Raw genomic sequence first — 23,926 nt, forward strand, 5'->3', positions numbered from 1 at the left:
TTCGGACCTCGTTCGGACCTTGTTCGGGTGTTTTCCGAAGCAGCTCCGAACGAGGTCCGAACAAAGTCCGAATGAGTCACGAAGGAGAGTGGAACAAGAGTAAAAAGGAAAGTGGAAGGAGAGTGGTTGGGTGGGGTTTTTGGCCGTGTCAGGTGGCCACTTTGCCGTGGCAGTTGGAGACACCTACTGAAATCATGATTATAATATTTTAACTATAACGGGATAAGTCATCCAATCCTTGCCGCCACCATTGTTGGTGGGGACAACAACAATCACTAAAGGTGGCTTATTTTGGTTGCATTACATCCGCTAAAAAAACATGGCACACCTATGGCATTTAAGATATATTTCATTCCTACAGCACTTAACCCCGATGGGGTTTTCTCGTCGTGGCAGGTGTCCCCAACTGCCACTGAAATATGCCAATGGCCTATTTTTTTTCTTCACTAAATGACATTGCTCGAATGGGGTTGTATGGTGTTAAATATCATTTTCTAAAACCCAACCCCAGAGGGGAGAAACTATACTAGAAATGATTATACGGCACCATGCAACCCCAGAGGGGTTCAACTATTCTAGAAATGATTGTTAGGCGCCATTCAACCCTGTAGGGATGTCACTATAAATTGCTGGTTATAAAATAACTATCTGCGCTGCCGAATAAACTAAAATCCTGCAATGCGACTAAATAGTTTCCCAAGCTAAAGCTTGAGAATGACACGCATTCCTGGAGGTCTAGGGGGGAATTGGGAGTGGAAGGTGGTCGCTGCGGCGACCACCTTCCACTCCCAATTCCCCCTTCACTAAACGAACGAGCTTGTTCATTCTCTCTCGCAAGAGAGGGAAACTATTTTTGAACTATTCACGGCTGTTTTGAATGAGCAAAGATTACTTTCCGCCATGTTTGGTGTATACAACAAACATCACTTAAGATAGGTTGTTTTGTTTGGGTTGCCGCTTAACAAATATGCCACACCTACGGCGTTGGTTTTTGAGGTGATTTTCATTTCTATAGATATGGCATGCCTACGGCATTTCAGAGATATTTCATGCCTCCGGCATTTAACCCCGATAGGGTTTTCTCACCGTGGCAGGTGTCCCCACCTGCCACTGAAAATATGCCAATGGCTTAATTTTTTTATTAACTTAATGGAATAACCTATTTACATTGCATTTAAAATAAATTTCTTTAAAAGATAAAATATTTTATTTTTTTGAAACGTTATCTAAATGAACAACATTAATTAAGTTAATAGCGATTGTTTCTGGTGTTGATCCTAAATTATTAAGGGCTATAGAACAGAAAATATTAGAATATAAAAAATCACTTGGGGAAGTTGCTAATAAGAGAAATGCATTTAATCCAAAAAGAAAGGACTATAAAGAATATAGTGAAAAGGCAGAGCAATGGTTAAAAGAAAATTACCCAAATTGGAAAGATTTATTAAAATAATATGTTAATTAAAAAAAAAATATACAAGCTGCCTTTGTTTAATATTCCATTTTTTAAGATAAAATCTCTTGAATTCTTTGAACATAAATATATTTGTTGTAGCACAATTTCAATAAAACCATTTATAAATTTAGAGCAATATCTGGTACAGATTTATACAATATTTGATGATGAAATTCAGGAATCACTCTCTTTAAGTGAGGAAAAAACTTTATTTGGTGGTGTTATTTCTGATGGATTAACTATAAGAGGAAAATCAAAATGTATTAAAATTGATGAATTTAATATTGAGATTGAAAAAAATGATCTTCCAAATTTGAAATATAGCCCAACAAATATCTATTCAAATGATGGCCAATGGTTTTATACCGAAAAAGGAAACTATCAAATACTTTCAAGTAAAAAAAAACAATATGAAAAAGTTAAACATCTTGAAGGGTTAGAAATATATGGAGATAATATATTGAGACTTAGAACTGTTGTTGAATTATTAAAGATTAATGTTGATTTAGGAATAATAAAATTGACCTTCGAAGAATATGTTAACATTGGTTTTATGGTTCTCAAATCTGAACCAAGAATGAGGATGTTTGATGATGAGACAATTATAGATGGGCTTACAAATTGGATTCCTTCAATGCTTGAGATGCCTTTATATTATAAAATTCCAATCGAGATTCGTGGTAGGCTTGTTTAACTTAATTTAAATCATTTGTTTTTTCTTAAAAGAATTGAGAAATGTTATTTCTACTGTGTGCTTTATATTTAGTACTTAACATGAGCTTGGTTTAAGTAGTAAGAAGTAATGCCAGGTTTACATATCTTTAGGAAAAAGGCTGGGCGATGGCAGGCTAAACATGGCTTTTGGGGGCCAGCCTATGACAGGGCAGAATCAGAAGAGGGCTCATTCGAAGAGGCTGCAACCTCAAGAAGATTTGATCTTTTGGAGTCTAAATTCTTTCCTTTTGAAGATAATCGGCCAATTAAGGATTATTCAGGGATTTCTGTAACTATAAAACGGGCGATAATACACAGACTTGAGTACGGATGATTTATTGAAAATAATAAATGAAATGCTGAATAATTAAAAAAGTATATTGTTATGCGTTGGATACTAATTTTTTTATTGTTCTTTACTTGTAACATTTCAAATGCTCAAGAAAGCAAAATATCGGTGAGCAAAGAGGCCGTTAAGATGGATTTTGAGGGGTATTTGCTCAAGATTACTGTGGTAAAAGATGGAGAAAAGTACGAGACAAAGCAAGGGAATTACCAGGATTGGGTTGATTTTATACGTCAATTTCCGTTCAAAGAACGGGCAGAGATATTAAAACAGCTATCGAATTATTTTGATGATTATTCCCTGTGCAGCAAAGCTGTAGAAGGGCTATTCCCAGGCACAGGTACTGTAAGAACAATGGGCCACTATTCAAAAGAAACGCGATATACGATTGCAGTGGAAGCCATGTTTTTGATCAATTGGATGACTTTCGGGGATATGGCTGCCTTTCTGTCGACAAAACCCATCCTTTTTGATGTGGAGAAAAAAAAAGCTATTTCTTATGATGATTTTGAAAGCATCGAAAAGCTTGCAAAGGTGTATAGGCAGTGGGTGAAAAAAAAGCAAAAAGACGAAACGATCTCAATTTTTGAGATGTTTGAACTGGATAGTGGTCCGGTGATCTGGGAAGGAAGTGACGCTATGCAGACAGAGGAAAGAAAGCGTTATTTTAAAAAAACTTTTAGAAATACAAACAAGAGCTATATAAAGGATACTAAATGAGCCGATAACGAATAAAAAAAATCTTTACTCCAAAGCCATAAAACTTATAAGAAAATGCCTGAAAAAGAAGGTAGGTTGAGACTTTGACTAGACGGGCGATTAATCAACGTACGTAACACCAGTTCTAGCAAAGAGCCAACTTTGGAAATTACAATAGCGATGGTTCTAAAACTAAATTTCGATATGAAAAATAATAATTTTAAAGCTTGTTTCTCTGAAGAGAATTTTAAGGAGGAGCTTTTTTTTTCAGCATTAATTGATGACGATAATGGTTTTATATTAGAAGTTAACCCTATAAATACTTTTAAAATCTTAAGAATTGAATTTGACTATCATGTTATATATTATGAGAAAATCCCAGACTTTGCTTCCCTAAAGTATATAGAAGAAAATGGATTGTCGAATATTAAGGAACAATTTGTTGTTTTTGATAATTCGGATTATATTGATAAAATAGTTGCAGATAGTTTAGGATTTTATGATGAAAATCAAATAATTCATTTACTTTTTAAGCATACAGATGGTTTAATTCATATCCTTACTGGTAAAATGCCAAAACTTATCTGGCAAAATGATTAAAATTTAAACTATAGTTGTTATTTCAATAGTGTTCAACAAAAGGGCGGACAATCTGTGGAAACGGCCGGTACACAAAACGCTCAGCGTTTGGGATGGGAAATAGGAATAAGGAATTCTACAAAGGGTATTGGTGCCTTACCATACCGTTGGATAAGGGCGACACCTGGAGCTTATAACTACTTAAAAAAATAAACTATGCGTATAATTTTTTTTATTGTAATAATTTGTTCTTTTTTTTCTTCTTGTATTTCAAGTGAATAAGAGGAGAAAAATAATGATTTTTCATTTTATCTGCCAGATGCTGATCTATACCTAACAACTTCAAAGCGATCAGGAGGAGATTTTTATGTGATGTTTTCAAAAACGGATAGAATTAGTCAATTATCAGATAGTACAGACTATATTAAATGCGATATAAGAGATGCCGTTTTAGTTATTGTAATAGATCCTCAAAATAAAAATGATCTATATTTTATGTATCCTCATACTAGGAAAGTTAACAAAAAACATCTTAACCTTGTCGAATTGGATTCCGATGATTTTACAAATAGATTTTATCATCCAGGGCTTGAGACTAATCCGGACACATTAAAGAACCCATATAAGGAGTTGTTAATAGCGCCAAAGACTTATCTAATTACACTTCGAAAAGATTCGATATTTGGTCATCAGATAAAAGCTAAAAAAAGGCAATATGTGGCTAGAATAAAATGAATAAGATATTGACACAAGATTCTATGATGCGGAGATCGGGCCGTGGAACGTCGTGGATCCGCTGGTGGAAATGTAAATAAGTTTCTCTCGATAGTAGGTATTTATTTTGGATAAAAAGCCACTAAAAATTATTTTGATTATTCTAAAAAAAGAGAAAGAAAAAGAAACTGATGTCCCATCTTGGACTCTTGTAAAAAACCTAAATCGGGTGAAAATGGCAAGAATTTGCTAAAAGATTAATGGACGAGAAATATGGTGCGGTAAAATGGAGGTATACTCATCCAGGAAGCGAATATAATATAATTAAAAATTTTGAGATAGAAATAGAAATTAATATGAAAGAAGTTTTTATTTTATGGCATACCCATATTGATGATAGGCTTGAGAATGGAGAGGATTTTAAATTAATTGGAGTATATAGCTCAATTAAAAATGCGGAACAGGCGATCAATAGAACATCTAAACTTGAAGGGTTTAAAAATAATTTAGATGGGTTTGAAATTTCAGCTTATAAATTAGACTCGGATAATTGGACTTCTGGTTTTATTACCGATTAAATTTGAACAGGCTAGGTTATAGTGTAATAAATCACTCTATATTAATTGATAAGTTAGATAGAAAACGGTTTATTTCTGAATTTCGAGAGTTAATTTTGAATGATGAAAATTCAAATTAAATTTTATCTATCCGTGGGAATTATTTGGACAATTATAAACCTAACGAAGAATTGCGAAGGTAAAAGTTCCAAATTATTATGGTGATGATAAAATAGATGAAGAAGTAAAAGGGGCTGGTGGACCGCCATGCTGGTTCCCTTTGGGAAAATGCGGAGACAAAAGTTTAGACTATTGGATTGGTATGGGTTAAACTGTTCGGGCCAAAACCATACCCTCTATGGCGCGGTTAACAGACAACAATTGAATTTCACCAGGTAGTTGATTTGAACATGCTACATCTTAACATCAACAGAGTGCCGATCAGGATGACCCACCAAAAAAGGAAGTCTGTATTAATTGTGCCTATAAAAATATTCTTAACAAAAAATAACAGACAGACAGTATTGTTGTTAAAGGTCTAAAGCTTGATTAAATACTTTAAACAGGATGGAATGGTAAATGTTGGACGTATCCTACACCTAAATAATTCATTGATATGGAAAATAGAAATCTAAATATTCAAGAGGTTTTATTTGTGGAGAGTCTTTTGAAAGATACAGTTGAATGGAAAAAGTACATTCTGCAATTGAGGACTGCTAAGATTATAGATCTAAATGTTAAATATTGTTTGCGGTTTTTATTGCAGGAATATAATTATAATGATATTGAAACTTTTGGAAGTAATATGTTGCAGAAGCAGGTCATCGACTTAGATAGTGTGCCCGTTTTAATTTCTTTAGATCTTGACAGGAATGGGAACCTTTATGAATTGGATGTTTGGAAATCAGATTTTTCTGACATATCCATAAATATATTTGACACCAAAGTTGTAGTAGTAAACCGTCATTGATCTACTTAGGATATAGTTCATCACAAGTGAATATGGGGGAATTGCTTATGAAAAATTCTTTAGAAGAACAGGCTAATGTGGAGGATGCAAGGCATTAATACATTCACGATAAACTTATATATCAATCAACTGGGGATATAGGATATTGATGTTTCTAATTCGACATTTGGTAGTTCAATTATTAAATAAAAAATCAATGAATAAAATAGGTTTATATTTTGTATGTTTAATCTGTCTATCTTCTTGTTTTGTCCAGAACCTCAATCGGGATTTAAATAATCGATTTTATTCAACAGGCCATATGGGGATGCCTGGAGAATATGGTTTTATTTTTAGTGATGACAGTCTTTTTTATTACTCTCAAACGGTTCCAGGCATTTACTCGGAGGGATATTATAAATGGATAAGTGATGATTCCATAAGATTTGAAAGCAGACAGATTAATCCATATTCCAGTGCTATGAATTGCGTGTATAATAGTATTAGTGGAAAAATCGCTGTGTTAAAAGGCAAAAAGCTTTATTTTAATGGTTTCACCTATTTTTTGAAAGAAAGAAGAAAAAATTCCCAACCAACAAAAGTTCATCGGAAATGAGTTTTTCGACTACAAAATTGGAATATCTTATAAACGATAGCAGAAACATTTTTTATTTATTCCATTGGCGAAATTTAAAAACAAAAGTTTTTTTTCGATTTATAAAAAAGAATCACAAGCGATACATAGTGACCTATTCATCCCGACTTCTTTTATGGAAAAAATTAAATTGGTTGAATTAAATACATTTTTACGGAGAACATTAAATTCTCCATTACATTTGGATTTGGAAAATTCCGTGAATGATTCTTTTGAAGATTATTTGAGTCGACAAAGTGTTTTTTTTAAGATTAAGGATTTAAACAAGGAATTGACTATTACGTTTATTGATGGTGTTTGGGGTAAAGTCATTGTGCCTTCGAAACATTCTGGTTCAACCTATATAGAGGAATACAACAGGTCTAGATTGAAGAAGTTAGACAATAGAGCTGGATTCTATGAATATTATTTATTAGAAACAAAAAGCTTTACTCCTTTGGTTTTTATTACTGATGATTCGTTGATTAGGGTAAATGGGTAGAGGATGAGTTAAATGTCAGCTGGATTACGGTGCAATACTTTGATTGCCTTATATGAAAAACGCTGAAACTTGGTTTTCTGAAAATATGCCTAATTGGAAAGAACTTTTTTAGTTTTATGAAATGGTATTAAAGAAATTTTTTGGGTATTTTTCCGTTAAATCTATTCCTTTTTTAGAATACAGTTTTCTGAGAGGTTTTCAAACAGAGAATATATATTGTTCATATATAGAGCTTGAACAAATCACGGGTGTGGGTGGTACAATTTTATTAAGCGTGTACTCTTCAAACACAAAACACGAAAAGCTTTTTGGTGATATTATTTGTTATCAGTTCAGTAAAAATGGAATAGATAAATTTATTGTTGATTTCACTGAAGATGTTTGTATAGAAAGGCAAGATCTTCCATCTTTCAAATATATATCTGATAATGGAACAACATTTTATATGTCGGAAGGACGATATTTACTTATGTACGCAAATAAAGTTCAGGGTCGTAAATCAATAAATCACCTCAATTATTTTTTTATACATAGTGCTATCCATATTAGGTTTAAAATCGTTTTAGAATACTATAAGCGTGAATATGGTATATCTTGGGAAGATCGAGAGAAGTTGTACGATATTATGTCTGAAATTATGTGTCAGGATAAAATTACAAAGCTATTTTCTAAAGAAGAAAAGAGCGAACTCATAGAAGATTATCTTCGTATAGAAAGTACGACACCGCCATTTAAAGATATACCAGAAAAGGATAGAGAAAAAGTGACAAATCAATAAAGAGCTTCAACCTGGTGACCTACAGCCACCACTATAACCTGACGGACCATTTGGGCAATGTCCGGGTGGTGATCAAGCGCGAAGGGACGGCAACGGCTCCAAAAGTGGGCATCTTCCAAAGGCAGGACTACTATCCGTTCGGCAAGACCAGGGCCATTGTGACTGGCGGTATAAATCGCTACCTTTACAATGGCAAAGAGAAGCAGGAAGAGTTGGGAGACCAGCTGGATTACGGAGCAAGGTTCTATGATGCAGAGATAGGTAGATGGAATGTGGTGGATCCGCTGGCGGAGAAGATGCGTAGGCATTCGCCTTATAATTACGCGTTCAATAATCCGATAAGGTTTTTCGACCCGGATGGAAGAATCCAATAATCCCTTGGTTGCTTAGAACATTAGCTACCCAAGGTGGTAGGCGAATGGTGTTAAATGGAGCAGCCTTAGCTGCAGGAGTTACTGTTGTAGCCGTTAATCAGGATAATTTCCAGAATAATAATCTTATAAAAAGGGATGGTACACGGAAAGATATCCAGTTAAATCCTTTTATGCTTAATTCGGATAAAAGGGATACAAAGGAAGTCGGTACACAGAATCAAGGAAAGGGAGAAGTTGAAAAGGGTGACTACTCTCATTTAAAAGAACCTCGGACAGTCGGCGAAGGAAGAGAGACTACAAGGGCACAACGGCAGAGGATATTTGAGGAAAATAAGAGACAAAACGGTGGAGAACTAGTTAGTGATGGAGATGGACGGAAGTTAAACCCTCCTAAAGCTAACCAGAAAGGTGAGCCTGCTGTTATAAATCAAGCAGAGGTGGATCATAAGCAATCAAGGAAAAATAATGGAACGAACTCTAACTCAAATATGAGAGTTATTTCCAAGGAAGAAAATCTAAAAAAAATCAAGCAACAATTTTTAAATGGAATTGCATAATTATTTTTCAGATCCAAATGAAGCTGTTTTGACGACTTCATTCGTATTGGATAAAGAGGATCAAATAACAAGAGTATATCATTATTTAGAAGATGGGATGTGGGAATTTAGTGGCGACTCTAAGGTGGAAGAATCGAACTATAGAGTTGTTTCATTAGAAGAAATGATTAATCTGGACAACACGCTAATTTCTTTATCGAATATGGATCCGGGTATTTTGCTTATAGAGCTATAGGAAAGGATGTTTTTGTGATAGAGAAAATACCAAATGATAAACATTAATTCAAACATTTAGATTAAAGAAATAGATATGGTTTTCAAATTTTCCAATAAAAAAGGCTAAAAGAAAATATACTTTAATAAGCTTATTACTATTTATTGTTTCAGGAATAATTAAATTCGAACTCAATATAAACATAACTAAAAGAATTCTTAGATTTATCTATATGCTTTCTGGTATATCAGCACTTATCTTACAGTTCGAGTGCTTTAATACCTTCGGCAACAGATGTCGGAACTTTTGCCCAGTTTGGGACAAATATAATAGTTGGACGATTAGGGCTGTCGTCAGGAACAACCACAACCAATTCTAGTGGGGGGAAGCCAAACTCAAATTACCCAGCCTTCAAACGGTGTCGTGATATATAACAATGGAGGAACTGTTCCTTCTTTGCAACTTCGTTCGAGGGCGGTAAGAAGGATTTTGGAGAATTAACGAATCGTATGTTATGGTAAAACAAATATTGCTCTGTGTTTTTTTAGGTATTGCGTCTAATTGTTATTCTCAGGATAAAGAGGTCAATTTCATTATATTGATTGATGGAAATCTAACCCAGATCTATGGCGAGAATATTATCATGAAAAACGGTCAAGGAGAGGAAGAAGCTATAAGGATACATTACGTACCTGGGAAGTTGTCTGTGGAAGAAAGGTTATATGATAAAATTATATCGGAATCCGTTGGGGATCTCATGTTAAATCTTCAGTACATCAAAACTGAAAAAGGAGATGCAAAATACTTGAGCTATAAAATCGGGGACTTCAACAGGGATTGGCTGTCAAAAGGAAATTACTTTATATTGTATGTCTATACCGCTGATGATAAGGGTAATAGGAAAAGGTTTGGGTTTTTGCCTGGACAAAAAATCACTTATGAATATGATTGGTCTCAAGGATCAATGAGAAGAGCAACAAAAAATTAGCCCCCCATCAAAAAGCCCCAGCTAGAAAACGCGTCTGCGGCATTTAAAAAAAACACGCCCTCTGGCATTTTACCCGTTGCATATTACCCTATTTCTTACCCTTCAACTTTCTCAAATCTCACATCTCACATCCCATATCCACCTTAGTCATAAAACTCTTGGTCAAAGTTTTTCGGCTCTTTGTTTTTATAGGCTTTGGTATCTGTTGATTTTTCGGAGTCTTTTGGTTTTTTAGTTTTCTTTTGGATAAACTCAGCTACTTCCACGATTCTTGGGATACTACTTTTTGGAGCCATATGGCGTAGTTTACGGATTTTGCGTCTGCGTTTGTAGTTGCGGATAATATCGCTGTCGCGGTAGAGGTTCCAGTTCATTAGGAGTACGCTGAACAGCACTACTGCCAGACCGATGATCTGCATGCGGCTCACGATATGGTCGGTAAAGAAATGCACCAATATCAAAGCAACGATAGGGTTTACATAGGCATAGGTGCTGACTTCCGTTGCCGGACGAACCTGCAATAGGAAGATATAACAGCTGAATGCCAAGATAGATCCCATCAATGCCAGGTAGATCATGGCACCCCAGTATTCTGTTGGAACGGCACTGAATTCGAAATCACGGTATTCACCATTTAATAGCGCAACAGTGGTAAAGGCCGTACCCGCAACAACCATTTGCCATGCCGTTTTGACCATTACGTTCAAGTCCTCTTCGGGTTCCTGCGGAGCATCAGAATCATTTAGTTTCTTCTTTTCAGAGTTCTTGCTGTATTTGGAAATAAGTGAACCAACAGTCCAGCCAATCGTTCCCAATGTCATGACAATCATCGCGGTTAACTTTTTGTCGCTGTTTCCGGCATTTGCTTCCGGACCGAAGATCTGTTCTGCAAAAAGCATGACAACACCCAAGAAACCCAAGATCAATCCCAATAAAGTTGGAATGCTCGAGAAGTTCTCTTTCCATTTTGGTTTGTCCAGGATTATGAACCAAATGGCGGTTGCTGCAGATAGAATGGACACAATAGCGCTGGAGATAAACTGCTCCGACCAGATAATTGCAGCCATGTCTATAAATAGCAATAAGAACCCTACGAGTGCGGCATCCTTAACGGCTTTTTTGATATAGATCTTATAACCCTTCATCCAGCAATAAAGCATCAATAGGGAACCCGCAATGATAAATCGGATAGATCCTAAAACGAAAGGTGGGAAAGCATGCAATGCTTTCTCGATAAAGAAAAAGGTAGATCCCCAAACGATGTATACCACCAAATAAGCAAAAATAATGATGCTTCCTGATGGACTAGTTGATTTAACCATGATTTATTTAATCCTTAGAAGGAATAACTAATTTATTGTCTTCTTTTACTGTTTCTAATACGATTGTTGTTCTTGTAGAGATAATGCCTTCGATCTTGCTTAAGGTATTGCGCATTAAATCCACCAGGCCAGCAGAGTCATTTGTTCTCACTTTGATCAAGTATCCGTCCTCACCGGCGATATCATGTACCTCCAACACCTCGGGGATCTCTGCAAGCAATAAGCCTACTTTCTGTACACCGATAATGTCTTGAGTCTTGATAAAGATGAATGAAAGCATCTTTTGATCCAATGCAGCCGGGTTAATGCGGGCATTATATTGAAGAATCACTTCCTTCTGTTCTAATTTTTTTTACTCTCTCCAGAATTGCTGATGGTGCCATCCCCAATTCACGGGCGATATCAGCATTATTAGTACGGGCATTATCCTGCATTATTCTGATGATCTGAAGATCAATCTGGTCCAATGAAATTTCTAGTTTTGCCATAGTGGCGCAAATATCGTAAATTCCGAATTAAATTCAAATTATTAAGTTGATTTTAGAATTTTATTCAGATAAATATGACTTATAAAGGATAAACTTTAGCCATATTGGGGTATTTTAATAAATTGGTTATTACTGTTGGTAAACAAGTACTTACGAATATACGGATTAATTATAAATATCTAAAATATGCGTTTAGAGCTTAATTTTAATGAAACAATGCGTAGTTTTGTTATTCAATCTATCTTATCGTGTCGTTACAAATTAAATTAGCAGCCTTGGCAGAATCTCTTACAGGGGATTTATTTTATGATGAAAAAAATACTGCGCATCAAACCATGCGTATGGCATATTCTACCGATGCTTCGGTATATCAAGAATTACCTTTGGCGGTCTGCATTCCGCAAAACATCAATGACTTAAAAACATTAATCCGATTTGCTCGAGAAAACCAAACAACATTAATCCCTAGGACCGCGGGAACTTCACTTGCTGGGCAGGTTGTGGGATCGGGTATTGTGGTTGATGTATCTCGATATTTCAATCAGATCCTGGAAGTCAATGAAAAGGAAGGGTGGGCAAGAGTTCAACCGGGTGTGATTCGTGATGATCTAAATGCTTATTTAAAATCATTTGGTTTGATGTTTGGCCCTGAGACATCCACAGCTAGCCGAGCAATGATCGGTGGAATGATCGGAAATAACTCATCGGGGCTGCATTCAATCGTTTGGGGAGATACCCGTCATAACTTGTTGGAAGCAAATGTGATATTGGATGATGAGTCTGAGGTGACGTTCAAAGAGTTAAACGAAGGAGAATACTTTGCAAAGCTTTCCGAAAAGTCAAGGGAGGGTGAAATCTATAGGTCCTTAAATGAATTATTGACCAATAAAGATAACCAGGAAGCAATCCACGCGGGTTATCCAAAATCAGAGATTACCCGAAGAAATACAGGCTATGCATTGGATATGCTTTCTGATGTCAGCCAACCATTTAATCTTTGCCGTTTGCTTGCCGGCTCGGAAGGAACCATTGGGATAATCACTGAGGCGAAAATTAAACTGATGCCATTGCCGCCAAAAGAAATAGGGCTATTATGTGTCCACTTTGAAGATATGGTGGAGTGTATGCGCGGAAATGTGGTTGCCCTGCGGAATAACCCAGAAGCATCGGAACTAGTCGATAAATATATTTTAGATTTTACAGTTGGACATCCAACTTATCAATACAACCGTTTCTTTATCGAAGGAGATCCTCAAGCACTCTTGATTGTAGAATTCAGAGGGGATACACAAGAAGAGATCGCTGATAAAGCGGAGAAATTGGTGGCTGAGTTAATGGCAGAAGGATTGGGTTATGCATTTCCATGGATTACAGGAGTTGAGAAAACCAATTTGGTTTGGGATGTCCGTAAAGCAGGGTTAGGTTTGATCCGTAACTTGCCAGGAGATTCTCAGCCGGTCAATCTGATTGAAGACTGTGCCGTTTCTCCAGAAGATCTCCCGGCTTATGTTTCTGATATCCAAAAGCTATTACAAGAAGAAAATGTGCATGCTTCATATTATGCACATGCCGGTGCAGGGGAACTGCATATAGAGCCTTTTATCAATCTTAAAACTGCAGAGGGAAGGCATCAATTCCGAAGTATTTTGGAGAAGACAACAGACCTTGTCCTAAAATACAATGGGTCATTGAGCGGTGAACATGGTGATGGCCGATTGAGAGGCGAATTTATTGGTAAGGTGCTTGGTGAAAAAGTATATGAGCTTCTTTTACAGACAAAAAGCATATTTGATCCAAACAATGTGTTCAACGCCAAAAAAATTGTGAATACACCGCCCATGGATACGCATTTGCGTTATGACCATGTGACGGATGCCTCTCAGATCAAGACTTACTTTGATTTTACAAAGAACGAGAGCATCCTACGCCTTGCCGAGAAATGTTCAGGTTCCGGGGATTGTAGGAAAACAGAAATTACTGGAGGAACGATGTGCCCGTCATTTATGGCAACACGGGATGAAAAGGACACTACAAGGGCTAGAGCGAATATGCTCCGTCAGTTCTTGACGAACTCTACCGAACAGAATGGGTTCAATCACGAAGAAATTAAGGATGTGATGGATTTATGTTTGAGCTGTAAAGGCTGTAAAACTGAATGTCCATCCAGCGTGGATATTGCCAAAATGAAGGCTGAGTTCTTGCAGCATTATTATGATGCTAATGGAAGTCCTTTTAGGGCGAAATTGATTGCCAATTTTACTGAGTCTCAGAAATTGGGATCTTTAGTAGCGCCAATCTATAATTTCTTTGCGACCAATAGCTTTACCTCGGGAATTATTAAAAGTGTTGTTGGGTTTGCGCCGGGTCGTTCATTGCCAAAAGTACATGGTACAACCTTCAGCAAATGGGCATCCAAACAAAAGAAATCAAGGAACAAAAAGAAGGTATTTCTATTTTCTGATGAATTTACAAATTACAACGATACAGAGGTTGGTATTACTGCCTATAAGTTATTAACTGCTCTGGGATACGATGTTATTGTGCCTAAGTTAAAGGAAAGTGGTAGGACTTATTTATCTAAAGGTTTCGTAAAGAAAGCTAAGGCATTGGCAAATGAAAATGTAGCCTTGGCGAGTCAAGAAGTAACAGCAGAAAGTCCTTTATTGGGTATTGAGCCATCGGCTATTATTACCTTTAGAGATGAATATCCAGACTTAGTAGATGCGGATAAACGAGAGCAGGCGAGACTGCTGGGAGAGAATGCGCTCATGATCGACGAATTCCTTGTAAGAGAAATCAAGGCCGGGCGAATACATCCCGAACAATTCACAGCAGAGCCACAAAAAATCAAACTACATGGGCATTGCTACCAGAAAGCATTTAAACTTGTAGATACTACAAGAGAGCTGCTGTCCTTTCCTTCTAACTATGAGGTTGAGGTCATCCCATCTGGATGTTGTGGTATGGCTGGTTCTTTTGGCTATGAAAAGGAACATTTTGAAGTTTCGCAGAAAGTTGCTGAATTGGTTCTTTTTCCTACCCTTCGAAAAACTGGGGATGATTACCTCATCGCAGCGGCTGGAACATCTTGCCGACATCAAATTAAGGATGGCTTGCATAGGCCTTCATTTCATCCTGTAGAAATTATTTATGAAGCTCTAATAAAGAAATAATCAAACAAAAAGCGTATCTTTTTTGTCTTACAATAAATATGAAAGTTATGAAAAAAATCGCAACGTATTCACTGTTAATGACTTCATTATTATGGATGTCATCATGTGGTAACTCAAATAAATCAGAAGGTGGATCTAATGACTCAACAGCTGCAGGTAGCTCTGAAATGGCTTTAAAGCCTCTGACAAATGAAACTACTTCAAATCAATTTCATTTATATTTTGATTTGAGGCAGTCAGCACAAACGGATTCATCCATTCTCTATGAAGCGATATCAGAATTTAATAATGAGCCTGTCGGATTTAATGTAGAAATTAAAAAGGACATTGATGCCGGTATTGCTGAAAATGGCCAACCAGATGATGATTTAGGTTTTAGTGAAGGTTCTGTTCGCATTACAGCAAATGGTCCAAACTCCGATAATTTCGTGAAAGCAATGGGTACTTTGTTTAAGATGCCAGTTGATGGAAAGATGACAACAAATACTTTAACTCCAATGGTGTTTTCGTCTAATAAAGAGAAAGTTGATTTAGGAAAACCTGGTACATATAGTTTTAAATATTTCTTTGAAAATGGTACAGGTAAAGAGGCGGAGATGTTCGGGATATTAGATACTTACAAACAATCTTTTGAACTTGGAGAGAAAGATTCTACCTATAGGGCAGCAATTATTTCTGCCTTTGAAGGAAAATAAAATTAATAATATTCAATATTTAAAGGTCGGCATTTGCTGACCTTTTTTTTATACTCCTCCAAACAGATTATATTGAATGTCAATCAAGTTTTTATGTTAGTTTAATAAAAATATTATTTAGATTAAAAATTTTATTGTTAAATAGCTTTTACAGCTGTGTGTGTTAAAAATATTTATAAATAATTAAAACATTATAATTGATTTGTTGTTTTATTTATAAATATTAAAGTTATGAGAAAATTTAATTTGATTTTATTTTTATTGACTGTTGTAGTATGTTTGAATTCATGTGGGAATTCTGGAAATTCAGAAAGGAGTTCCACTGATACTACTAAATCAGCTATTGACAGACTGGAATTAAAGCCTCTAACCCATGAAATTACATCCAGCCAGTTTCATTTGTATTTTGACATCAGAAGGATTTCTGAAACAGATTCATCGGTATTATACGAAGCGATATCAGAATTTAGCGATGAACCGGTAGGTTTTGATGTTGAAGTATTAAAGAATATCCAACCTGGGATTGAATTAGATGGCGAACCAAATAAGGAAATGGGCTTTAAACAAGGAGCTATTCGCATTACTTCCAATGGGACAAATTCGGATAATTTTGTAAGAGCTCTGGGGGTTTTGTTTAAATTGCCCGTCGATGGAAAGATGACTACAGAAACTTTATCTCCAATGGTTTTTTCTTCAAACAGAGATATGGTAGACCTATCAGCATCTGGAACCTATAATTTCAGATACTTCTTTGACAACAATACCGGACGAAAGGCAGAATTAATTGGAGTAGTTGATACATTTAAATACTCTTTTGAACTTTATGAAGTTGATTCAACCTTTCGCGCAGCAATTATTTCTGCATTTGAAGGTAAATAAAACTATTTTTTTAATGTATTTTAGGAGGGTCAGTGTTTTGCTGACCTTTTTTTATGTTGAGATCTTATATTTGTAGCTGTTATTTACTACTGACCTTATTATTTCCATTGAGCACAATGGCTCAAGAGGTAATGCATGGTGAGCGTTTTTCAAAAGGAAAGGTTAGTTCACCCGCATTAGGGGAAATTTCTGGAATTGTATCTTCTATAAACAATCCAGGTATGTTTTGGGTCCACAATGATAGTGGAGATGAAGCAAATATTTACCTTATTGACTCCGTCGCGAATTTAAAGACAACCTATAGGTTGGAGGGAATAAATGCAGTTGATATAGAGGATATTGCCTGGGTAGAAGTAGAAGGGAAATCTTATATAGTCTTGGCAGATATTGGTGATAACTTGGCTATAAGGGCAAATATATCTTTATATATCTTCCCCGAACCACTCTATAAGTCTAATCAAGTGAATGATACTATTCCGAAAAATGAAATTAATATTAAGACACTGACCTATCCTGGAAAAGCTCGAGATGCTGAAGCCATATTTGTTGATCCAATGGATAAACAATTCTACCTAATTTCAAAAAGAGAGTTCAGATCGATCCTATACACTGCAGCTATTTTTGAAACCAATAAGCCGCATTTTGTTCTAAAGCCATTAATCAGCTTTCCATTCACATTTATAACAGCAGCAGATATTTCATCTAGGAGAGATGCATTGATTATGAAAAATCTGACATCGATATATTACTGGCCATTAAGGAATAACATGTCTATATCAAAAGCATTGAGTGAGGCGTATCTACCTGTTCCATACAAACCAGAACCACAGGGTGAGGCGATCACATTTGATAGGGCTTCAGATGGATTTTTCACGATTAGTGAAAGACCATTCGGTTTAGACTCTTATCTTTATTATTATCATATTTCAAAACCATAGTTTTATGAAGACATCCTTGTCATTCTTTTTTTCTCTTTTATTTATAGGATTTGCGCATGCTGCAAAAGTTGATACGCTGAATGTACAAAGTTCAGCAATGAATAAAGCCATCAAAACTGTCATTATTCAACCTGAAGGTTCAAAGTCAAAAGAATTTCCAACTTTATATTTATTGCATGGATATTCTGGAAGTTATAAGGATTGGGTCAATAAAGTTCCGGCAATCAAAGATTTAGCAGATAGGTTGGGAATTATAATCGTTTGTCCTGATGGTGGATTTGGAAGTTGGTATTGGGATATTCCAAATGACCAGAACTTTCAATATGAAACTTTTGTTGCCAAGGAATTGGTGGCTTATATTGATCAAAATTATCCAGTAATCAAAGATAGGAGCAAGCGTGGGATTACAGGATTGAGTATGGGCGGCCATGGTGCTTTATATTTGGCACTCCGTCATCAAGATACCTTTGGTGCTGCAGGAAGCACTGCTGGTGGTGTGGATATTCGTCCGTTTCCAAACAACTGGGATATGGCAAAAAGAATAGGACCCTACGATCAAAATCCTCAAGTATGGGAAGATCATACTGTCATGGAAATGACCCACTTGATTAAACCAAAATCATTGGAATTTTTTATAGATTGTGGTACAGAAGACTTCTTTTATCAGGTAAATCGTAAGCTCCATGAAAAATTAACATATTTAAATGTACCTCATCGTTTTTTAACAATGCCTGGCGCACACAATTGGGATTATTGGAGCAAATCCATTCATTATCAGCTAGTTTTCTTTAATGAGTTCTTTTCGAAGACTACATAAGCTGTCTATTTTGGATAATATATTTGCTTTTTTGGATAATTGTAGTACCTTTGAAACTAGATACGAGATTATAAACCTACGCAAGCCATTTTGATGTTCAGAATGGCTTTTTTACTTTTGGCCATGGATTTGTATTTGCTGAGAAAAAAATCATTGTTCCGAATTGTCTGCCTAAGCCTTCTTGGAATTTATATTTTACTGTTTAATACTGTTTTAGGTCAAGAGAAATTGACCCTTAGCGGATATATAAAAGATTCTAATTCGGGAGAGAATTTAATTGCTGCAGTAATCCGGGTAAAAGACCAAAACCTAAATACATATTCCAATAATTACGGTTTCTATTCCTTATCTCTTCCAGCTGGAACATATGAAGTTGAAATTTCATTTGTGGGTTATGCCAGCAAAACCGAAACTGTAGAGTTAAATGCTGACCAGCGCAGGAATTTTGAGATTACTCCAAATTCAAGTGTCATCGAAGAAGTCATCGTAACTGGTAAAAAGGAAGATGACAATGTTACATCTCCGCAAATGGGAAATTTAAAGTTCACCATGGAAGAACTGAAAATATTCCTGTAGTTTTTGGAGAGAAAGATATTTTAAAATCCATTCAGTTACTTCCAGGTGTATCTACAGGCGGTGAAGGTAGTTCGAATTTCTATGTGCGTGGAGGTGGTGGTGACCAAAACCTGATTCTATTGGATGAAGCTACGGTTTACAATGCTTCCCATTTATTAGGGTTTTTCTCAACGTTCAACTCAGACGCTATTAAGGATGCCAGTCTCTTTAAGGGTGGTATACCCGCTCAATATGGAGGCAGAATTTCATCTGTCATGGATATCAGTATGCTGGATGGTAACAACAAGAAATTCAGTGCTGAAGGTGGTATTGGTTTGATTGCCTCTCGCTTAAAGCTGGAAGGACCTATTGTAAAAGATAAAAGTTCATTTATGATCAGTGGTAGAAGGACTTATGCTGACTTATTTTTAAAGCTTTCACCTGATGAAACAACTAAAAAAAGCAAGCTTTATTTCTACGATTTGAATGCAAAGATGAACTATAAATTGAATGATCGCAATACGCTATATCTTTCAGGTTATTTTGGCAAGGATGATTTAGGTTACGGTGATTTATTTGGTTTTGACTGGGGAAATGCGACTGCTACAGTTCGTTGGAATTCTGTTATAAATTCTCAGTTATTTTCTAACACTTCATTGATCTATAGTGATTTTGCATACAATGTTAACGTTAGCAATGATGATTCTGACTTTAAGATTGCCTCCAAGATCCGAAACTGGAATTTCAAACAGGATTTCTCCTATTACTCAACCAATAACAATACCTTGAGATTTGGGGTTAACCTTCATCAACAAAGTATTAAACCAGCAAGTCTTGAGGCACAGGAAGGTTCTGAAGTAAATTCGGTGAGTGTGGATAGCAGACAAGGTATTGAAGCTGCAGCTTATGTTTCGCATGAATGGAAGCCATTTGACAAATTATCTATGATCTATGGTATTCGATTTAGTGATTTTATGGTTATGGGTCCAGGTTCATTTTATGATTTTGATGAAGATGGTGAGCCTATTTCAGAAACCCATTACGATCGCGTTATAGCAAAACATTATTTCAATTTCGAGCCAAGGTTATCCCTTTCTTATATTTTAAATCCTAACAATAGCATCAAAGCAAGTTACAATAGAATTTCACAGAACTTACATCAATTGACCAATACGACCTCAAGTTTGCCAACTGATCAATACGTTGTGAGCAGCTTAAATATCAAGCCTCAAATTGCAGATCAAGTGGCTTTGGGTTATTTCAGGAACTTTAACAATAATACGTATGAGTTTTCTGTTGAGAGCTATTATAAGTTTATGGATAATCAGATTGATTTCAGAAATGGAGCAGATCTGCAAGCCAATAAATATATGGAGGGCGATCTATTGTACGGAATTGGAAGATCTTATGGTGCTGAGTTCTTGTTGAGAAAAAATAAAGGTAGGTTAACCGGTTGGTTGGCATATACCTTAGCAAAAAGTGAACGACAATTTGATCAGATAAATGATGGAAATTGGTTTAATGCTCGTCAAGATCGAACTCATGATATTTCATTGGTTGGAATATTTCAATTGAGTAAAAAATGGACGTTAGGTGCTACTTTTGTTTACTATACAGGTAATGCAATTACTTTCCCGAGTGGTAAATATCAAGTTGATGGTACAACGATGTTCTATTATACAGAGCGTAATGGCTATAGGATGCCAGATTATCACCGTTTAGATTTATCAGCTACTTATGAGCCAAAGAAAGAAAATAAGCGGTTCCATTCTAGCTGGTCATTTGGAGTTTACAATGCATATAACCACAAGAATGCCTATATCATTGATTTCAGGGAAAATGAACAGAACCCAAATATTACAGAAGCTTATCGTATAGCTTTATTTGGAGCAATTCCTTCAGTTACTTGGAACTTTAAATTTTAAAATCATGATAAAAAGACCATTATATAGATTTTTACTTTTCAGCTTTTTATTGATTTTAACTAGCTGTGAAGACCTTATAGATATCGATCTAAACAGTGCAAATCCAAAAGTTGTAATTGTCGCTGACATCAACAATGAAGAAAAGACGCATGAAATCCTTATCAGTAAAACGGTGAATTTTGATGATGAGAGACCTAATGATCCTGTGGATGATGCGTTAGTCTACATAAGGTTGGGCAATGGAAGGGTTTATCAATTTGTTTCTGCTGGTGGAGGAAGGTATATTAATACCGATATTCCAATGGCGATGGGAGAGACCTATAATCTAGTAGTTCAAGTAGATGGTGAGGAATATACTTCAACAACACGCATGTTGGCCTATATAGATATTGATTCTATTGGTGTGACAGAAGAAAATATTTTCAACGAGGATTTTTATTTTATCAATTTAAAATTCAATGATCCTGAAGGGGAAGCGAACTACTATCGTTATAGTATGTCTATCAATAACAAGCCTTTTAAATTCAATGCTGTGTTTTCGGATAAATTCAACGATGGCAATGAGTGGACTCATCAATTGGGCAGCGATGGGAGTGGAAATGATATTAAACCCGGAGATAATCTGAGAATCAGACGGCAGATCATTACAAAAGAGGTTTTTAATTATTGGTCAGAATATGCTAGCACCAATCCTGGTAGTGCGGCACCGGGAAATCCAACATCTAATATAAGCAATGATGCACTAGGATATTTCAGCGTCAGCAGTGTTAGAGATTATACAGTAGATATCGCTCCCAAACCCGCAGACCCTGAATCAGGGAACTAAGGTTTTGAATTGATAACCTTGCTCAATTAGATAGTCAATGCTTTTGGGCAAGGCGTATTTAACATTGTTAATGGCTTTGATATTATCGTGAAATACGATAATACTACCGTTACGGGTTTTATCGATGCAATTCTTATAGCATTGCTGGGGGGTGATTTCCTGATCATAATCGCCAGTCAATACATCCCACATCACAATCTTAAAATCCTTTGCCAATTCTTTCATTTGTGATTTTTTAGCTCTTCCGTAAGGAGGTCTAAATAAATTTGTCTGAGTAAGCTCTTGACATTGATTAATGTTGTCAAAATAATCTTTGTCTTCGGTGTTCCAGCCTCTTAAATGGTTATAAGTGTGATTACCTACCACATGACCTTCGTCCAATAGCCTTTTGAAAATTTCTGGATGTTTTTTGATGTTTTCACCCACACAAAAGAACGAAGCTTTCACATTCTTTTCTTTCAGGCAGTCTAATATCCAAGGCGTGATTTCTGGGATTGGTCCATCATCAAATGTTAAGTAAATATTATTTTTATTCTTATCCTCTCTCCAAATCGCTTCTGGATAAATGTATTTGAGGATAAAAATGGGGCGGACAAAATGCATATTGCAACTATCAGATATTTTTACAAATTTAATAAAGTTTTAGGATTGAAGGTAAGTTTCCTGGGGATAGATGAAAAAGCTAATCGAGTTCTTTCAATTGACCAGAAAAGAACAAAGAGGAATGTTCTTGTTAATCCTTCTAAATTCTCTACTGCTAACCGTTAACATTTTTCTTCCTGTCTTCCATAAACAAAAAGATATTCAATTCAGTATGGAAGAAATGGCTTTTTCAAAAGAATCTACATCGAAACCAGCACCTGCCTCTTATATAAAATCTAAGCAAAATAAACACAAACACAATAAGAAAAGCAGTCAGGAATTATTTAAGTTCAATCCAAATGTGTTGGATAAGGCTGGCTGGGTTAAGTTAGGGCTTAGTGATAAGCAAGCGCAAGTAGTTCTAAATTATAGAGAAAAAGGAGGTGTTTTCAAAAATAGAGATGATCTGAAAAAAATATACGTTCTTGACGAGGAATTATTAGTTGATTTGTTGCCATTTGTTGAAATCCCGCAGACAGATAATGAGATCCGAAAGCCCACAGTTCTCAAAGATAAAATTAGCAAAGACAATTACATGAATTTAGGTATCGATATTAATTTGGCTGATAGTTCTGAATTTATGAAACTGAAGGGGATAGGACCTGTATTTTCAAGTAGGATAATCAAATTTAGGGATGCATTAGGCGGATTTGTGAAAACGGAACAATTGTCAGAAATATATGGGTTGCCCGAAGAAACTTACCAGCATATTTTTCCTAAACTAACTGTAGACAGATCAGATGTTAAATTATTAAAAATTAACGTTATATCGGTGTCTGAATTATCTAAACATCCTTATGTTACTTATAAGCAAGCACAAACAATTATCAACTATAGAAATCAGCATGGAGGTTTTAATAGGGTTGAAGATTTGTCGAAAATTCATTCTTTAGATGAGGATTTTTTCCGTAAAATTGAATTTTATTTGGATTTTACCGAACATTAATGATTGAAGAACAGCTTAAAGCCTTTATCCGTGACATTCCGGATTTTCCCCAACCGGGAATTGTTTTTAAAGATATTACCCCCTTACTGCAGCAGCCAGAGGTTGTGAAATTGGCCGTTAAAGAGTTTGTCAGGAAACTTGAGGGCATTGAGATTGACGTAATAGCTGGAATTGAAAGTAGAGGGTTCTTGTTTGGTTTTCTGCTTGCTCAAGAAATGAACAAACCATTTGTTCCTATCCGTAAGCAAGGAAAATTACCTTTTCATACCATTTCAGAATCTTATAAATTGGAATATGGTCAAGCAACGATAGAAATGCATGAAGACGCCATTAAAAAAGGTACTAAAGTTTTAATGCACGATGACTTGCTAGCTACCGGTGGAACTGTCGTCGCAGCCAGTAAATTGGTCGAAAAATTAGGCGGTGTAATTGCTGGATATTCCTTTGTTATCAGTCTTGATTTTTTACAGAGCGCTGGTCGACTAACGAGATTTAGTGAAAATATTGTTTCTCTGGTGCATTATGACTAGACAGTATTCGATAGACATTAGACATAAGACATAAGACATTAGACCGGGTATAGTTTGTCAGTAATTTATAAGCGAAAAACTGGAAAATTTACACACACGCAATACTTGAATAATTTACACACACACTAC

28 protein-coding genes are annotated in these 23,926 nt (G+C 35.8%); 24 read left to right on the top strand and 4 right to left on the bottom strand.

The features are described 5' to 3' along the window. The first annotated feature begins 1,454 nt into the window (after positions 1–1,454). From FGL31_RS09985 to FGL31_RS10050, 14 genes are all read left to right on the top strand, one after another. Positions 1,455–2,150 carry a hypothetical protein gene (locus FGL31_RS09985; protein ID WP_138091119.1) on the top strand — a complete coding sequence of 232 codons (696 nt, stop codon included), beginning with the start codon at positions 1,455–1,457 and terminating at the stop codon, positions 2,148–2,150. 108 nt (positions 2,151–2,258) lie between these two features. Next, positions 2,259–2,504, top strand: coding sequence for a hypothetical protein (locus FGL31_RS09990; protein WP_138091122.1), 246 nt, complete (start codon positions 2,259–2,261; stop codon positions 2,502–2,504). A gap of 51 nt (positions 2,505–2,555) precedes the next feature. Further along, complete coding sequence (locus FGL31_RS09995) at positions 2,556–3,236, top strand: hypothetical protein (RefSeq protein WP_138091125.1); 681 nt, start codon at positions 2,556–2,558, stop codon at positions 3,234–3,236. A 183-nt stretch (positions 3,237–3,419) separates the two neighbouring features. Next, positions 3,420–3,815: a hypothetical protein gene (locus FGL31_RS10000; protein WP_138091128.1), complete on the top strand. Its 396-nt coding sequence runs from the start codon at positions 3,420–3,422 to the stop codon at positions 3,813–3,815. Between the two features lie 351 nt (positions 3,816–4,166). Next, complete coding sequence (locus FGL31_RS10005) at positions 4,167–4,529, top strand: hypothetical protein (protein WP_138091131.1); 363 nt, start codon at positions 4,167–4,169, stop codon at positions 4,527–4,529. A 239-nt stretch (positions 4,530–4,768) separates the two neighbouring features. Beyond that, positions 4,769–5,086, top strand: coding sequence for a DUF7336 domain-containing protein (locus tag FGL31_RS10010; protein WP_197734188.1), 318 nt, complete (start codon positions 4,769–4,771; stop codon positions 5,084–5,086). 595 nt (positions 5,087–5,681) lie between these two features. Beyond that, entirely contained in the window at positions 5,682–6,035 is a 354-nt protein-coding gene (locus tag FGL31_RS10015; protein ID WP_138091134.1) for a DUF6984 family protein, read from the top strand. 196 nt (positions 6,036–6,231) lie between these two features. Beyond that, a complete protein-coding gene (locus tag FGL31_RS10020; RefSeq protein WP_138091137.1) occupies positions 6,232–6,630 on the top strand; it encodes a hypothetical protein in 399 nt (132 codons plus the stop codon). Between the two features lie 154 nt (positions 6,631–6,784). Further along, on the top strand, positions 6,785–7,150 hold the full coding sequence (locus FGL31_RS10025) for a hypothetical protein (RefSeq protein WP_138091140.1): 366 nt from the start codon (positions 6,785–6,787) through the stop codon (positions 7,148–7,150). A 121-nt stretch (positions 7,151–7,271) separates the two neighbouring features. After that, positions 7,272–7,928 carry a hypothetical protein gene (locus FGL31_RS10030; protein WP_138091143.1) on the top strand — a complete coding sequence of 219 codons (657 nt, stop codon included), beginning with the start codon at positions 7,272–7,274 and terminating at the stop codon, positions 7,926–7,928. A 14-nt stretch (positions 7,929–7,942) separates the two neighbouring features. Beyond that, complete coding sequence (locus FGL31_RS10035; RefSeq protein WP_232046570.1) at positions 7,943–8,302, top strand: RHS repeat domain-containing protein; 360 nt, start codon at positions 7,943–7,945, stop codon at positions 8,300–8,302. Positions 8,303–8,310: 8 nt separating this feature from the next. Then, the gene (locus tag FGL31_RS10040; protein WP_138091149.1) at positions 8,311–8,859 is read left to right on the top strand and encodes a hypothetical protein; all 549 of its coding nucleotides are present in this window, start codon (positions 8,311–8,313) and stop codon (positions 8,857–8,859) included. Next, entirely contained in the window at positions 8,846–9,094 is a 249-nt protein-coding gene (locus FGL31_RS10045) for a hypothetical protein (RefSeq protein ID WP_138091152.1), read from the top strand. The genes FGL31_RS10040 and FGL31_RS10045 overlap by 14 nt, the downstream gene beginning before the upstream one ends. Positions 9,095–9,587: 493 nt before the next feature. Further along, on the top strand, positions 9,588–10,061 hold the full coding sequence (locus FGL31_RS10050) for a hypothetical protein (RefSeq protein WP_138091155.1): 474 nt from the start codon (positions 9,588–9,590) through the stop codon (positions 10,059–10,061). 143 nt (positions 10,062–10,204) lie between these two features. Here FGL31_RS10050 and FGL31_RS10055 read toward each other — a convergent pair whose 3' ends face one another. The 3 genes from FGL31_RS10055 to FGL31_RS25310 are packed head-to-tail and all read right to left on the bottom strand — an operon-like array spanning position 10,205 to position 11,871. Continuing rightward, positions 10,205–11,383, bottom strand: a complete 1,179-nt coding sequence (locus FGL31_RS10055; protein WP_138091158.1) for an EamA family transporter — start codon at positions 11,381–11,383, stop codon at positions 10,205–10,207. Between the two features lie 7 nt (positions 11,384–11,390). Next, positions 11,391–11,714 carry an Lrp/AsnC family transcriptional regulator gene (locus FGL31_RS10060; RefSeq protein WP_232046572.1) on the bottom strand — a complete coding sequence of 108 codons (324 nt, stop codon included), beginning with the start codon at positions 11,712–11,714 and terminating at the stop codon, positions 11,391–11,393. Beyond that, the gene (locus tag FGL31_RS25310) at positions 11,698–11,871 is read right to left on the bottom strand and encodes an Lrp/AsnC family transcriptional regulator (RefSeq protein ID WP_232046573.1); all 174 of its coding nucleotides are present in this window, start codon (positions 11,869–11,871) and stop codon (positions 11,698–11,700) included. The genes FGL31_RS10060 and FGL31_RS25310 overlap by 17 nt, the downstream gene beginning before the upstream one ends. Before the next feature lie 248 nt (positions 11,872–12,119). Here FGL31_RS25310 and FGL31_RS10065 point away from each other — a divergent pair, with 248 nt between their 5' ends. From FGL31_RS10065 to FGL31_RS10095, 8 genes are all read left to right on the top strand, one after another. Continuing rightward, positions 12,120–15,044 carry an FAD-binding and (Fe-S)-binding domain-containing protein gene (locus tag FGL31_RS10065; RefSeq protein ID WP_317130992.1) on the top strand — a complete coding sequence of 975 codons (2,925 nt, stop codon included), beginning with the start codon at positions 12,120–12,122 and terminating at the stop codon, positions 15,042–15,044. Positions 15,045–15,091: 47 nt separating this feature from the next. Continuing rightward, on the top strand, positions 15,092–15,739 hold the full coding sequence (locus tag FGL31_RS10070) for a hypothetical protein (protein WP_138091163.1): 648 nt from the start codon (positions 15,092–15,094) through the stop codon (positions 15,737–15,739). Positions 15,740–15,970: 231 nt separating this feature from the next. Then, positions 15,971–16,618, top strand: coding sequence for a hypothetical protein (locus tag FGL31_RS10075; RefSeq protein WP_138091166.1), 648 nt, complete (start codon positions 15,971–15,973; stop codon positions 16,616–16,618). A gap of 53 nt (positions 16,619–16,671) precedes the next feature. Further along, a complete protein-coding gene (locus FGL31_RS10080) occupies positions 16,672–17,556 on the top strand; it encodes a YjiK family protein (protein WP_138091169.1) in 885 nt (294 codons plus the stop codon). A 4-nt stretch (positions 17,557–17,560) separates the two neighbouring features. Continuing rightward, entirely contained in the window at positions 17,561–18,373 is an 813-nt protein-coding gene (locus FGL31_RS10085) for an alpha/beta hydrolase (protein ID WP_138091171.1), read from the top strand. A gap of 102 nt (positions 18,374–18,475) precedes the next feature. Further along, positions 18,476–18,949: a carboxypeptidase-like regulatory domain-containing protein gene (locus FGL31_RS28925; protein WP_317130993.1), complete on the top strand. Its 474-nt coding sequence runs from the start codon at positions 18,476–18,478 to the stop codon at positions 18,947–18,949. Positions 18,950–18,978: 29 nt separating this feature from the next. Further along, positions 18,979–20,853, top strand: coding sequence for a TonB-dependent receptor plug domain-containing protein (locus FGL31_RS10090; protein WP_317131138.1), 1,875 nt, complete (start codon positions 18,979–18,981; stop codon positions 20,851–20,853). 4 nt (positions 20,854–20,857) lie between these two features. Then, complete coding sequence (locus tag FGL31_RS10095; RefSeq protein ID WP_099372333.1) at positions 20,858–21,679, top strand: DUF4249 domain-containing protein; 822 nt, start codon at positions 20,858–20,860, stop codon at positions 21,677–21,679. Here the strand turns inward: FGL31_RS10095 and FGL31_RS10100 are convergent. Continuing rightward, positions 21,668–22,282, bottom strand: a complete 615-nt coding sequence (locus FGL31_RS10100) for a polysaccharide deacetylase family protein (RefSeq protein WP_138091173.1) — start codon at positions 22,280–22,282, stop codon at positions 21,668–21,670. The genes FGL31_RS10095 and FGL31_RS10100 overlap by 12 nt on opposite strands. Before the next feature lie 97 nt (positions 22,283–22,379). Here FGL31_RS10100 and FGL31_RS10105 point away from each other — a divergent pair, with 97 nt between their 5' ends. Both FGL31_RS10105 and FGL31_RS10110 read left to right on the top strand, forming a co-directional pair. Beyond that, entirely contained in the window at positions 22,380–23,267 is an 888-nt protein-coding gene (locus FGL31_RS10105; RefSeq protein WP_171017611.1) for a helix-hairpin-helix domain-containing protein, read from the top strand. Further along, positions 23,267–23,797, top strand: a complete 531-nt coding sequence (locus FGL31_RS10110; RefSeq protein WP_138091177.1) for an adenine phosphoribosyltransferase — start codon at positions 23,267–23,269, stop codon at positions 23,795–23,797. Before FGL31_RS10105 ends, FGL31_RS10110 begins: the two co-directional genes overlap by 1 nt. The last annotated feature ends 129 nt before the right edge of the window (positions 23,798–23,926 follow it).

Source organism: Sphingobacterium daejeonense (assembly GCF_901472535.1).
GTDB classification, from domain to species: domain Bacteria; phylum Bacteroidota; class Bacteroidia; order Sphingobacteriales; family Sphingobacteriaceae; genus Sphingobacterium; species Sphingobacterium daejeonense.